Source organism: bacterium (assembly GCA_035307765.1).
GTDB lineage: Bacteria > Sysuimicrobiota > Sysuimicrobiia > Sysuimicrobiales > Segetimicrobiaceae > Segetimicrobium.
In genome coordinates this window covers 45,526-58,520 of record DATGHU010000031.1, presented here as the reverse complement: position 1 = coordinate 58,520, position 12,995 = coordinate 45,526, and the positions used below count along the sequence as shown (strand labels likewise).

11 protein-coding genes are annotated in these 12,995 nt (G+C 70.0%); 6 read left to right on the top strand and 5 right to left on the bottom strand.

The window, feature by feature from the left end; all coding sequences use genetic code 11:
* Positions 1 to 118: 118 nt before the first annotated feature.
* The gene (gene cysK / locus VKV57_09790; protein ID HLW60195.1) at positions 119 to 1,180 is read right to left on the bottom strand and encodes a cysteine synthase A; all 1,062 of its coding nucleotides are present in this window, start codon (positions 1,178 to 1,180) and stop codon (positions 119 to 121) included.
* A 239-nt stretch (positions 1,181 to 1,419) separates the two neighbouring features.
* Between cysK and VKV57_09785 the strand changes: the two genes are divergently transcribed.
* The 6 genes from VKV57_09785 to VKV57_09760 are packed head-to-tail and all read left to right on the top strand — an operon-like array spanning position 1,420 to position 7,828.
* Positions 1,420 to 2,304 carry a xanthine dehydrogenase family protein subunit M gene (locus VKV57_09785; GenBank protein ID HLW60194.1) on the top strand — a complete coding sequence of 295 codons (885 nt, stop codon included), beginning with the start codon at positions 1,420 to 1,422 and terminating at the stop codon, positions 2,302 to 2,304.
* A 7-nt stretch (positions 2,305 to 2,311) separates the two neighbouring features.
* On the top strand, positions 2,312 to 2,821 hold the full coding sequence (locus VKV57_09780; protein HLW60193.1) for a (2Fe-2S)-binding protein: 510 nt from the start codon (positions 2,312 to 2,314) through the stop codon (positions 2,819 to 2,821).
* Between the two features lies 1 nt (position 2,822).
* On the top strand, positions 2,823 to 5,123 hold the full coding sequence (locus tag VKV57_09775; GenBank protein HLW60192.1) for a xanthine dehydrogenase family protein molybdopterin-binding subunit: 2,301 nt from the start codon (positions 2,823 to 2,825) through the stop codon (positions 5,121 to 5,123).
* A complete protein-coding gene (locus tag VKV57_09770) occupies positions 5,123 to 6,097 on the top strand; it encodes a TIGR03619 family F420-dependent LLM class oxidoreductase (protein ID HLW60191.1) in 975 nt (324 codons plus the stop codon). Before VKV57_09775 ends, VKV57_09770 begins: the two co-directional genes overlap by 1 nt.
* Positions 6,094 to 7,065: a CoA-transferase gene (locus VKV57_09765; GenBank protein HLW60190.1), complete on the top strand. Its 972-nt coding sequence runs from the start codon at positions 6,094 to 6,096 to the stop codon at positions 7,063 to 7,065. Before VKV57_09770 ends, VKV57_09765 begins: the two co-directional genes overlap by 4 nt.
* A 1-nt stretch (position 7,066) precedes the next feature.
* A complete protein-coding gene (locus VKV57_09760; GenBank protein HLW60189.1) occupies positions 7,067 to 7,828 on the top strand; it encodes a CoA-transferase in 762 nt (253 codons plus the stop codon).
* Between the two features lie 33 nt (positions 7,829 to 7,861).
* Here the strand turns inward: VKV57_09760 and VKV57_09755 are convergent, their stop codons facing one another.
* The 4 genes from VKV57_09755 to VKV57_09740 form a co-directional block, all read right to left on the bottom strand.
* Positions 7,862 to 9,136 (bottom strand): ArgE/DapE family deacylase, encoded by a 1,275-nt coding sequence (locus VKV57_09755; protein ID HLW60188.1) that lies wholly within the window; start codon positions 9,134 to 9,136, stop codon positions 7,862 to 7,864.
* A gap of 282 nt (positions 9,137 to 9,418) precedes the next feature.
* A complete protein-coding gene (locus VKV57_09750; GenBank protein HLW60187.1) occupies positions 9,419 to 10,267 on the bottom strand; it encodes a proline dehydrogenase family protein in 849 nt (282 codons plus the stop codon).
* Between the two features lie 114 nt (positions 10,268 to 10,381).
* A complete protein-coding gene (locus tag VKV57_09745) occupies positions 10,382 to 11,656 on the bottom strand; it encodes a Glu/Leu/Phe/Val dehydrogenase (protein HLW60186.1) in 1,275 nt (424 codons plus the stop codon).
* Positions 11,657 to 11,672: 16 nt separating this feature from the next.
* Positions 11,673 to 12,908 (bottom strand): S41 family peptidase, encoded by a 1,236-nt coding sequence (locus VKV57_09740; GenBank protein HLW60185.1) that lies wholly within the window; start codon positions 12,906 to 12,908, stop codon positions 11,673 to 11,675.
* Positions 12,909 to 12,995 lie beyond the last annotated feature (87 nt).

The following is a 12,995-nucleotide window of genomic DNA, read 5'->3' as shown; positions in this document are numbered from 1 at the left end:
TAAGCCACCCGGGGATCCCCGGCGGGCACACGCGCCACCGACGCTCTCCGGACCCGGGCCCTGGCCCTCTTACGTTCTCGGCGGGCCGAAAAGTTCCCTTGCGACCCCCCGGGACCGATCAGTCGATGACGACCAGCCGCCGCGCGGAAAGCCGCCGCAGATCCTCCGGGCGGGGGGGGTGGGCCCGCGAGGGGGTCTCCACCGCCCCCCGATTGCCGACGAGCTCGGTCGAGAGGTAGCGCAGCCCGTTGTCGTTGATCATCGTCACGATCGTCCGAAGCTCGGGATAGGCGCGCGCGACCTTGAGGCACGCCACGACGTTGCACCCCGAGGAGATGCCGCAGAAAATCCCCTCTTCCCGCGCCAAACGCCGTGCCATGGCGATCGCCTCATCGGAGGAGACGGTCACGACCCCGTCGACCCATTGCAGATCGAGGACGTCAGGGATGAAGCCGTCCCCGATCCCCTCGATCTTGTGCGGTCCCCACCCCCGACCGGCCAGGATCGCGCATTCCGCCGGCTCGGCGGCGAAGCTACGAACCGAGGGCTTCTGCTCCTTCAGGCAGGCGCTGACCCCGGTGAGCGTCCCCCCCGTCCCCTGCGAGGCGACGAACGCATCGACGCGGCCGTCGGTCTGCTCCCAAATCTCCGGCCCGGTCGAGCGGCGGTGCGCAAGGACGTTGTCCTGGTTCGAGAACTGACCCACCTCCCACATGCGCCCCGCGTGATCCGCCTTCAGCTGCCGCACCTTCTCGAGCACCAGGTCCACATCGCTCTCGCCGCCCGGCGTCAGCACCAGTTCCGCGCCGTACGCCTGGATCGTCTGCTGACGCTCGCGGCTCATGCCTTCCGGCATCACGATGATCACCCGATAGCCTTTGGCCGCCCCCACCATCGCCGTGGCGATCCCGGTGTTACCGGTCGTGCCTTCGATGATCGTCATACCGGGCCGCAGGTCGCCGCGGCGTTCCGCCTGCTCCACCAAGAACGGCAGGATGCGATCCTTCACGCTGCCGCTGGGGCCGAAGTACTCGAGTTTGCCCAGCACGGCCGCGGCAAGATCGCCCGCCACCCGCCGGAGGCGCACCAGCGGGGTCAGGCCTGCGGTGTCCAGCACGCTTTCCAAGGGACGACGGCGACGCTCCCAATCCATGTGGGCGGCCTCCAACTCGGGTGTCATCGTAAGACCACTCGCACCGTGCGGCGAGGGCGGGACGCGACGGAGGCGGCCCGACGGCCTCGAGCGCCCTTGGGGTTTCGCACCGTCGCGGCGCGTACCCTCCCCGCAAAAGGATTCTGCCTGGCGACCGCGTATACGAGCGTGAAGCGCGCGGCCCCAAGATCACCGGCATCGACGAGCGCGATGTCCGCGGTTGACATCGCTGCCCGCGGAGGGAAGCCCGCGGAGAGACCTGCCCAGTGTACCTGTATCCGTTCACCTACTGCACACCCACCACCGTGGAAGAGGCGCTGGCGCTGCTTCAGGTCCACCCCGACGGGAAGGTCCTGGCGGGGGGCCAAAGCTTGATCCCCATGATGGGCCTGGGGCTGGCCCGACCGGATGCGCTGATCGACATCAACGGCGTCCCCGGCCTCGCCCGGGTGGCGGACGACGGGGACGGTCTCCGGATCGGGGCGCTGACGCGGCATCGCACCCTGGAGACCGATCCGATCATCCGCCGGCGGTGCCCGATCCTCGCCGAAGCGGCCGCGGTCATCGGGAACATCCGGGTTCGTCACCGCGGGACGCTGGGCGGAAGCCTCGCCCACGCCGACCCCGCCGCGGAGCTTCCGCTGGTCATGACGGCCCTGGGGGCCACGCTCGAGGTCCGCGCGCCCGAGGCCTCGCGGGAGGTCGCCGCGGAGAAGTTCTTCTTGGGGTATCTCCAAACGGATCTCGCCCCGACGGAGTTGCTGACGGGCGTCAGGATCCCGGCGGCGGAGGCCGGGACGGGGTACGGGTTGGCCGAACTGGTCCGCCGGGCGGGCGACTTTGCCATCGTCGCGGCGTGTGCGGTCGTCTCACTGGACGGGGCGCGCCGGTGCACCCGCGCCTCGCTGGCCCTGGGCGGCGTCGGCCCGAACCCCGTCAGGTTCCCGAGCGCCGAATCGCAATTGGTCGGCCGGACGCTGACCGACCAGCGGATCGAGGCCGCCGCGGAGGCGGTCGCGACGGAGGTGCATCCGGAATCGGACATGCACGCGTCGGCCGCGTACCGCCGCGCGATGGCGCGGGTGATGGCGCGGCGCGCGATGGCCACCGCGGCGGCGCGCGCCGCCACGCACCTGACGGGGGGAGGCTGACGCGGCGATGCACGCCCCCGAGACCGAGGGCCGACGCCCCTTAGCGTTCTCTCTGAACGGACATCCGGTCGAGGTCTGGGCATCGCCCCACGAAACCCTGCTCGCGGTCCTGCGCGACACCCTTGGCGCCACGGAGGTGAAGTACGGCTGCGGCGAAGGCGTGTGCGGGACCTGCACGATTCTCCTCGACGACGCCCCCGTCAACGCATGCCTGCTGCTCGCCCTCCAGGCGCACGGCCGGTCGGTCACGACGGTACGGGGGTTGCGCAGCGCCGAAGGCCTCCACCCCCTCCAGCGCGCCTTCCTCGAGCGCGAGGCGGCGCAGTGCGGGTTCTGCACCCCCGGAATGCTGCTCGTGGCGTACGCCTTCCTCCGAGAGCATCCGGCCCCGACCCGCGCACAGATCCGGACGGCCCTGGCGGGCAACCTCTGTCGCTGCACGGGGTACACGCGCATCGTGGACGCGGTGGAATCGTGCGCGGCTGTGCCAGCCCGTTCGGAGCGGGACGACCCGTAGGATGAGGATCGTCGGCAAGGCGCTGCCGCGCTTCGACGTGGCCGACAAGGTCGAGGGGGCCACCCTCTACGCGGCCGACTGGAGCCTTCCCGGGATGCTGGCCGGCCGCATCCTCCGCTCCATCTACCCGGTTGCCCGGATCAGACGGATCGATGCCACTCGGGCGCGCGGCCTGCCGGGGGTCGCCGCCGTGCTCACCGCGGAGGACGTCCCCTGTAACGCCACCCACGAAGACGCCACCGGGACGAACCGGGCCCCGTTTGCCACCCCGGTCCTGGCCGCGGACCGGGTCTGCTACCAAGGACAGCCGCTCGCGCTGGTGGCGGCGGCTTCCGACGTGCAGGCCCGCGCGGCGGTCGAGGCGATCGACGTCGACTACGAGCCGCTGCCCGGCGTGTTCGACATCGAAGCGGCGCTCGCCCCCGACGCGCTCCGGGTGCATCCGGATCGGGACAACGTGCTCATCCACTGGCGGTTGCGGCAGGGGGACCTGGACGAGGGGTTCCGGCGGGCCGATGCCGTGGTCGAGCGAACGTACCGCACCCAGCGAGTGGACCACGCCTACCTGGAACCGGAGGCGGGCGTGGCCTGGGTGGACGACAACGGCATCGTCACCGTCCGCGCGGCGACGCAGGTGATCGAGCACTTCCGCGAGATCGCGGAGATCCTCGGGCTCCCGCACAACCGGGTGCGCGTGATCGCGCCGTTCCTCGGCGGGGGGTTCGGCGGCAAGGAAGACATGACGGTCGAACCGTACGTGGCCCTGCTGGCGTGGAAGACGCGGCAGCCGGTGCGCATGGTCTGGAGCCGGCAGGAATCGCTCCTGGCGCGACCCAAGCGCCACCCGCTCCTGATGCGCTGCCGGACGGGGGCAACCCGGAACGGAGAACTGGTGGCGCAGGAGATGACGCTGCTCGGGGACGCCGGGCCCTTCCCGCTCCTCAGCCCGCGCGTGCTGTTCGCCGCGCTGGTGGTGGGCGTCGGACCGTACCGCGTGCCCCACGTCAGCATCGACGCCAAGGCGGTGTTCACCAACAACGTACCGACCAGCGCGATGCGCGGGTTCGGGGCGATGCAGGTGACCTTCGCCTATGAGTCGCAGATGGACCTCCTGGCGGAGCGGCTGGGGATTCCCCCGCTCGAGTTCCGTGCGCGCAATTTCCTCAGGAAAGGAGACCGCCTGCCCACCGGCGAGGCGCTGGAGACGCACGTGGCGCTGCCCGAGGTCTGCCGCGCCGCGGTGGAGGCGCTGGGCGAGCGCAGCCGCCCTTCCCGGACGTCGGCGAGGGTGGGGCGCGGCTTCGCCTGCAACATCCAGCCGTACGGGCGCACCGTCTGGTTCCGGGATCAGGCCGGCGCGTGGATCGGGTTCGAGGCGGACGGGTCGCTCGTCATCCGCGCGGGGGTGACCGACCTCGGCGGGGGCCAGGCGGCGGTGCTGGCGCAGATCGCCTCGGAGGAGCTCGGCGTGTCGCTGGACCGCGTTGCCGTGCACATCGGCGACAGCGCCCGCACCCCGTTGACCGGCGGCACGTTCGCCACGAGACAGCTCTACATGTCGGGGAACGCGGTGTGGCAGGCGGCGCGCGAGCTGCGCGCGGCCGTCGCCCCGGTCGCGGCGGGGTTGCTCGAGGCCGCGGAGACGGATCTGCAGTTCGCCGATGACCAGGTGCGGGTCGCGGGAAGTCCGGACCGGAGGATCGCCCTGGCCCGGGTCATTGCGGAGTGCGGCCGCCGCGGCGTGTCCACCGCGCAGTTGTCGGTGTTCCGCGGAGAACAGGCCCCGCCGGTGGATTTGGAGACGGGACAGGGGAAGACCTTTCCCGACTACACCTTCGGCTGCCACGCCGTCGAGGTCGAGGTCGATACGGAAACGGGAACCGTCACCCTGCTCAAACACGCGGCGTGCCACGACGTGGGACGCGCGATCAACCCCCAAAGCGTCGCCGGCCAGATCCAAGGGGGCGCCGTGATGGGAATCGGTCAGGCGCTGCTGGAGGAGATCACGCTCGAGGAGGGCAATAACCTCACCACCCTGTTCGCCAACTATCTCATCCCGACTGCCCTCGACGTCCCGGACGTCCAGCCGATCGCGGTGGAGTCCGGCGAAGGCAAGGGCCCGTTTCACGCACGGGGGATCGGGGAGCCGCCCACCGGGCCGCCCCCCCCGGCGATCGCCAGCGCGGTGTATGATGCGGTGGGCGTCCGCCCGCTGGACCTCCCGATCGCCCCGGAGGGGGTGTTTACGGCCCTCGAGGCACGGGGCCGCGGGGCCGGGGGCACCACTCCGGAGGTGACCTGATGACGGGACGGGAGGTTCGATTCGGGGTCGCGCTCAAGAACTTCACCCCCTACCCTGAGGAACCCAGCATCGACGAGATCGTGGCGTTCGCGGCGCGGGCGGAGTCCCTGGGCTTCGAATCGGCGTGGGTCTGGGATCACATCCTGCTGGGTTCGAAGCGGCCCTTCCCCTACCTCGAGTCGCTCACCACCCTCACCGCGCTCGCCATGAAAACCGAGCGGCTGCAGCTGGGCACGGGAGTCTTCGTGCTGCCTCTGCGCAACCCCGTCGTCTTGGCCAAGGTGCTGACCAGCCTCGACCACATCTCCAAAGGGCGGCTGATCTTTGGGGTCGCCGGCGGTTGGTACGAGCGGGAGTTTGAGGCCTGTGGGGTGCCCTTCAAGGAGCGGGGGAAAATCTTCGTCCGGAACCTCGAGATCCTCAAGCGGTTCTGGAGCGAGGATCAGGTGACCGGGACGGCGGACGGCTACGTCTTCAACCGGTCGGTGATGCTGCCCAAACCCTTCCAGCGGCCGCGACCGCCCATCCTCTTCGGAGGCTACGTGGACGTGGTGCTCCGCCGGCTGGCCCGCCACGGCGACGGATGGTTGACCTACTTCTACACGCCGGAGAGCTTCCGCAAAACCTGGGCCAAGATCCGATCGCTCACCGAAGAGGTCGGACGCGATCCGGCCGAGCTCCAAAACGTCAGCCAGCTCCCGATCTACGTGGCGCCCTCATTTGAGGAGGCGGACCGGGGCGTGCGGGACTTCCTGGCGCGGTACTTCGACGTGGCCCCCTGGAGCGAGTCCACCCCCGACAGCTCGATCCGCGGCACCCCGGACCAGTGCGCCGAGCAGCTCGCCGCACACATCGCCGCCGGCGTCGAGCACATCGTCCTGGTCCCTTACGACTACCGGCTGGACCAGCTCGACGTGATCAGCCGCGAGATCCTGCCGCGCCTCCGCGGGAGGATCGCCGGAGCGCCGGCGTGACCGCCGCGGGGCCCCGGGACCGCGCGATGACGTTCGTCGAAGCCCGGCGGCACCTGGAGGCGAAGGACCGCTCGCTCCGCGATAAGCGCATGCCGGCACACGACGCCGCCCAGCTGGTGCGGGATGGGCACCACGTCGCCATCGGAGGCTGTCTGTACTCACGGACGCCCCTCGTCATCCTGCGCGAGATCCTACGGGCGCGGCGCGTCAACCTCACCCTGTCGCGCAACCTGATGTGCTACGAGGGAGAGCTCTTCCTGGTGGCGGGAGCGACCCGCACACTGGTCACGTCCTGGATCGGGATCGGCCTGCCGTGGGGCTTGTCGCGGATCACGAGGGAGTATGTCGAAAACGGTCGGGCCCGCTTCGAGGAGTGGAGCCATCTCGCCCTCGGCCTGCGGTACCGGGCCGCGGCGATGGGCGTGCCGTTCCTCCCCACGCTGTCGATGCTCGGCTCGGACCTGCTCACCCCGGCGGGCGCGCGGACGATGACCTGCCCGTTCACGGGGGAGACGCTGTGCCTGGTTCCCGCGCTCTTCCCGGACGTGGCGATCATCCACGTCCACCGGGCCGACTGCTTCGGCAACGCCCAGATCGATGGATACCCGCACATGGATGCGGACCTGGCCGCGGCCGCGTCGACCGTGATCCTCAGCGCCGAGCAGATCGTCTCCACCGATGAGATCCGACAGACCGCCGACCGCACGGCGATCCCGTTCTTCGCCGTGGATGCGGTGGTGGAGGCCCCCTTCGGCGCCTACCCGCACGAGTGCTACGGTCTCTACGAGGCGGACCTCGATCACATCGGCACGTACGCCCGCGGGGTGAACGCCGGGGGCGTCGACGCGGCGCGCACGTACCTGGACGAGTACGTCTACGGACCCGACACGTTCGACGCCTACCTCGAGCGCTTCGGGGCCGATCGGCTGCACCGCCAGCAACGGGCCGCGCGGGAGCTCACACGCTAGCATGGCCTACAGCGCACCGGAACTCCTCGCCGCAACCGCCAGCCGGCTGCTCACCGACCACAAGATCGTGTTTGCCGGCGTCGGCACCCCGCTGCTGGCGTCCGTGCTGGCGAAGTCGACCCACGCGCCGGACCTGACGATCGTCGTGGAAGGCGGCGTCGTCGGGCTGGAGGCCGTCCCCGGGCGGCTGCCGATCTCCACGAACGAGATGCGCGCCGGCAACCGGGCGATGATGCTGCTGTCGATCACCCAAACGTTCCTCTACGCCCAGCGCGGGTTCTTCGACTACGGCTTCCTCGGCGGCGCCCAGGTCGATCGGCACGGCAACATCAACACCAGCGTGATCGGACCGCCCGAGCGTCCGCGGGTCCGCCTGCCGGGCAGCGGGGGGGCCTGCGATATCATCACGCACTGCCGGGAGATCTTCATCGTCACCATGCACGAGCGGCGGCGGTTCGTCGAGCGGGTCGATTTCGTCACCAGCCCCGGCTACCTCGAGGGCGGAGACGCCCGCCGCCGAGCGGGGCTGCTGTTCGGAACCATCAGCACGGTCGTCACCGACCTTGCCCTGATGCGCTTCGACCCGCAGACCAAGCAGATGCGGCTCGACGGGCTCCAGGCGGGCGTGACGGTCGACCAGGTGCGGGAGCGGACGGGGTTCGATCTGCCGGCCGCTCCGGAGCTGATCCGGCTCCAGGCTCCGACCGACGAAGAACTGCGCGTCCTCCGGACGCTCGACCCGGATCGACTGTTCCTGGGCTGACGGCGCGGCGACCGCCGACCTCCCCGATCGGACCTATCCCGGCTCCCCGCACCAGTCGTGGACGGCCAGCGCCAACACCTTGGTCGCGATGATCACATTTTCGACGGGAACGGACTCGTTCATCGCGTGCATCTGGCTGGTCGGTCCGGGGCCGAAGATCACGGTCGGCGTGTGCCCCAGCGTGATCAGGAAGCGGGTGTCGGAGGCTCCCATCCGCGCGCCCAGCACCGGGGCATGGCCCGCGACCCGCTGGAAGGACCGGTTGACCGTCTGAACGATGGGATGCTCGACGGGGATCTCCGCCCCGGCCGCCACGTACCCCCCCGTCGTCGTCACCTCCACGGGGTTGTGCCGCAGCCAGGGATCCGCGGCGCAGACGCGCAGGATCTGTTCTTTCAGTTGGGCCTCCACCTGCACGGGATCTTCGTAGGGCATCAACCCCAGGCTGCCGCGCAGCGTCGCGTCTTCCGGCGTGATGCTCGGGAACGTCCCCGCCTGAAACATCGTCACCGCGCAGGGGAGCGCGCCCCGGTTGTCGGGATAGAGGGGGTGGTGCAGATCCTGGATGCGCATCGCCTCCAGCGATTCCACCGCCTCGACCACTTTCATCGCCTTGTCGATGGCGCTCACGCCCTCCCATCGCGTCGAGATGCCGGTGGGCTTGCCCCGCACGTGCACGGTGAACCACATCCGGCCGATGCACGCGGGCATGACCTCAAGATCGCTGGTCTCGCAACAGATGCCGGCATCCGCCCGATACCCGCGGTGCACGCACGCCAGCGTCCCGAGCCCGGTCCGTTCCTCATCCACGACGTACTCGAGGGTAACGTCGCCGCCGAGCCGCACCCCCATCTCCTTCAAGATGGCGACGGCCATGGTCATCGCCGCCACCCCCCCCTTCATGTCGGAGGCGCCCCGGCCCCACACCTGACCATCGACCACGGATCCCGACAGCGGGCCGTGCACCCATTCGGCGACCGGCTCCAACGGCACGGTGTCGACGTGACCGTTGAGCAGGAGGGACCGACCGCCGCCGGCGCCCGGCCACACGCCCACCACGTTGGGGCGGCCGGCAAAGGACTTTTCCGGCTCGAGAAACCCGGGGTACTGCCGGAGGGCCTCCGGGTCCGTGTCGAACTGGTCCACCGTCAGGGCCAGCCCCCGGAGGTGCTCCGCGACGAAGTTTTGAATTGCGGCTTCGTTACCGGTGACGCTGTCGTATTGGACCAGGCGCTGCAGGAAGGCCACCACCTCGTCCCGCCGCTCCTCCACGGCGGCGATGATCTGGCTGTGGGTCTTGGGTGTCATCTGCGGTCTCCTCCTCGCCGGGCTCCCCCGGGCCGTGCAGGGTTCGGGGGAGCGGTGCCGCTCCACCCCGGTCAACGACCGCTCGAGCGGCCCGCCAGGATCGCGCCGGGTGCGGACGCATCTCCGGAAGATGTGGGGAGTCGGGGGCGTGCGAACACTCGCACGGTCCGGCCGCCGGATCCCTCCGAAGACACCCGTGCGGGCGGTTCCGCGGGGGCTGGATCGGGCCGCGCGGAAAGGGTTCCGCATCGTCCTCGCCAAGCCCTGCGGCTTCTCCGGCGCTCAGCGCACCCGCCCCGCTGCGGGTTGGCGTCCGCCACGGTCGCGCAGCAGGCTCGCCGCGACGAACATCACATTCGCCGGACGTTCCGCGAGCCGGCGCATGAAATACGGAAACCACTCCCCCCCAAACGGGACGTACACCCGAACCCGGTATCCCTGGCCGCGGAGTCGCAGCTGAAGGTCCCGCCGGATGCCGTAGAGCATTTGAAATTCGAATCGATTGGGAGCGATCCCCCGGGCGGTCGCGAATTGGCGGACCCCCTCGATGAGGCGTTCGTCGTGGGTGGCGATCGCGGGATCCACCCCATCGCGCAGCAGCCGCTCCGCCAACCGCGCGTACGCGGCGTCGACGTCGCGCTTGTGGGGGAACGCGATCGCCGGCGGCTCCGCGTACGCCCCCTTCACCAGCCGGACCCGTGCGCCCAACTCGATCAGCCGGGCGACGTCCGCGTCGCTGCGCCGGAGATAGGACTGGATCACGACCCCCACGTTGCGGCGGCCCGCCGCCCACAGCCGCTCGAACAACCGGAGGGTCCGCTCGGTGTAGGCCGACCCCTCCATGTCGATGCGGACAAAGGTTTCGCCGGCGCGATCCAAGAGCCGCGCCAGCCGCGCTTCGCACCCGGCGTCGTCGACATCCAGGCCGAGCTGGGTCAGCTTCAGGGACAGGGTGCTGTCGACCCCGGTGCGGCGCAGCGTATCGAGGATGTCGAGGTAGGCCGACGCGCTCCCCTCCGCCGCGGCTTGGGTCGATGTGTTCTCGCCGAGGAAGTCGAGCGTCGCGGCGAGGTCGGCCGAGTTCAGCGCGCGAACCGCCGCCACCGCATCGTCGAGCTGCTCGCCGGCCACGAAGCGGCGCGCCGCCCTTTGGAGGGCGGGATGGCGGAGGGTGCGCCGCGCCAGCCCCGGCCTTTTCGAAAGCGCTAGGAAAATCGGCCGCAGCATCGAGCCCGGCCGAAGGCGCTACGGGTAGATGCCGCGCGTCATCAGCGCATCGGCGACCCGCTGCACCGCCCGCACCAGCGCGGCGGTGCGGAGGTCCACCTTCCGCTCCTGGGACATCGCCAGCACCTCGCGAAAACTGCGGACCATGATCCGCTCGAGCCGCTCGTTGATCTCCTCTTCGGTCCAGAAGAACGACTGCAGATCCTGCACCCACTCAAAGTAGGAGACCGTCACGCCGCCGGCGTTGGCCAGGATGTCGGGAACGACCAGCACCTTGTGTTCTTTGAGAATGGCGTCGGCGTCCGGGGTGGTCGGACCGTTGGCGCCCTCCACGACGATCCGCGCCTTCACCCGGGCCGCGTTGTGTGCGGTGATCTGCCCCTCCAACGCGCTCGGGATGAGGATCTCGCAGGGGACCTCGAGCAGTTCCTCGTTCGTCAGCGCGTCCCCTCCGCGGTAGCCCGCCACCGTCCCGGTCTGCTCTTTGTGCCGCTGGAGATCGGTCGGGTCCAGGCCCTTCTCGTTGTGGACCCCGCCCCGGCTGTCGCTCGCCGCCACGATCCGGCACCCCTGCCCCGCCAGGACCGAGGCGGCGACGCTGCCGACGTTCCCGAACCCCTGCACGGCCACCCGCGCCCCGGGGACCGGCATCCCCAGGTGCCGAGCCGCCTCGCGCGCGACAATCATCACCCCGCGGCCGGTGGCCTCGATCCGGCCCTGCGAACCGCCGATCGAGATCGGCTTCCCGGTCACGACCGCAGGCACCGAGTACCCGCGGTGCATGCTGTAGGTGTCCATGATCCAAGCCATCACCTGGGGGGTGGTGCCGACGTCGGGCGCGGGGATGTCGCTCTCCGGGCTGATGAACATCGAGATCTCCGTCGCGTAGCGGCGGGTGAGGTGCTCCAGCTCTTCCTGGGACAACTCCTTGGGGTTGACCACGACCCCGCCCTTCGCCCCACCGTACGGAAGCCCGACCACCGCGCATTTCCACGTCATCAGCATCGCCAGCGCGCGGATCTCGTTGAGGGTGACATCGGGGTGATACCGAATCCCGCCCTTCGTCGGCCCGAGGACCGTGCTGTGGTGGATCCGGTACCCGGTGAACACGCGAACCGACCCGTCCTCCAGCTGCACCGGAAAGTGTACCGTCAGCTCCCGCTTGGGGTGGCTCAACAGATCGCGCACCCCCCGCTTCAGGGAGAGCAGGTCCGCCGCGCCGGCAAACTGTTCCAGCGCGACCTCCCAGGGATCGGTTCGAGCGACCGTGACCACGGCGTCCTTCTTCGCCATCGGGATTCGCCTCCGTCTACGAGTGAGATCCGGGACCGGGCGGAATCGGGGTCCCAGTCATACGGCTGCGGAGCACTTCAATCGCCTTCGTCAGTTGCTGGGCTTCGATGCGTCGGATCTCGTCCGGGGTCTTCCCCTCGAGCCGGCTCCCCACCTTGACATCGGGAGTCAGCCCGATGTGGTGGATGGAACGGCCGGAAGGGGTGAGGTACTTGTAGGTCGTGATCGCGACGCCGGAGCCGTCGGACAGCGGAAACACGGTCTGCACGATCCCCTTCCCGAACGTCTGGGTCCCCACGAGCATCGCCAGGTGATCATCCTGCAGCGCTCCGGCCACGATCTCCGAGGCGCTCGCCGTGAACTCGTTGACGAGGACGACCGCGGGCAGGTGGAGGCGAGCGGTCCCGTTGGCGTTCTCGTCGGTGCGCCGGCCGTCGCGGTCCACGGTCGAGACGATCGGTCCGTGGCTGACGAACTCGTCCGCGACGCGGATCGCCGAATCGACGAGGCCGCCGCCGTTGCTCCGGAGATCGAGCAGCACGCCGCGTGGGGACCGCGCCAGCGCGGTGTTGACCGCGTGGACGAACTCATCGCCCGTCGTCTCCGTGAAGGTCACCACCCGGAAGTAGGCGACGCCCAAGGCCCGCAGTCGGGTCCGGGTGGGGGCATCCAGCACTTCATCGCCGGTGACGCTCGGTGCCTGGATGACGCCGCGGGTGATGGCCACGTCCCGGGTCCCCTTGCCGCGGGCCACCGACAGATGCACGACGGTGCCGCTGGGCCCGCGGATCAGGCCAACCGCCCGCTGCAGCGCCATGTCGCGGGTGGCGTGCCCATCGATCTTGACGATCCGGTCCCCGGCCAGGAGGCCAGCACGGGCCGCCGGGGTGCCCGGGATTGGGGACACCACGATGACCTGCCCGTCCTTGAGGTCCATGATGATCCCGATTCCGGAAAATCGTCCGTCGAAGCTCGACGTCTGGAACTCCTTGAACGCCGCGGGGTCCATAAACCGCGTGTAGGGGTCCCCCACCGCTCCGAGCAACCCACGGGCGGCGCCATCGGCCAGCTGGGACTCGGTCACGCGCCGGTCGATGTACCGGGTCTGTACGAGGCGATCGATCTCCCGGAGCACGCCGAACTGGCCGGCCGTGCCGAGGTATTGACGCCCCCCGGCCCGGTAGCCGGTGCCGAAAGCGACGGCCACGAGGAGCACGGTGCCGACGATCGCCGCGACGACCCGCGTTCTCAATGCAACCTCCCGTGGAGCGTTTCGCATGCGACGCGCGCGCGTCGCGGTGCCGCCGTAGGGGCATCCCGCCCCCGGCGCGTCGGAGGA

Excerpts from the sequence above, each read along its gene's own strand:
- VKV57_09770 (HLW60191.1), top strand. The coding sequence starts at position 5,123 with ATGACGGGACGGGAGGTTCGATTCGGGGTCGCGCTCAAGAACTTCACC.
- VKV57_09745 (HLW60186.1), bottom strand. The coding sequence starts at position 11,656 with ATGGCGAAGAAGGACGCCGTGGTCACGGTCGCTCGAACCGATCCCTGG.
- VKV57_09755 (HLW60188.1), bottom strand. The coding sequence starts at position 9,136 with ATGACACCCAAGACCCACAGCCAGATCATCGCCGCCGTGGAGGAGCGG.
- VKV57_09780 (HLW60193.1), top strand. The coding sequence starts at position 2,312 with ATGCACGCCCCCGAGACCGAGGGCCGACGCCCCTTAGCGTTCTCTCTG.
- cysK (HLW60195.1), bottom strand. The coding sequence starts at position 1,180 with ATGACACCCGAGTTGGAGGCCGCCCACATGGATTGGGAGCGTCGCCGT.
- VKV57_09760 (HLW60189.1), top strand. The coding sequence starts at position 7,067 with ATGGCCTACAGCGCACCGGAACTCCTCGCCGCAACCGCCAGCCGGCTG.
- VKV57_09775 (HLW60192.1), top strand. The coding sequence starts at position 2,823 with ATGAGGATCGTCGGCAAGGCGCTGCCGCGCTTCGACGTGGCCGACAAG.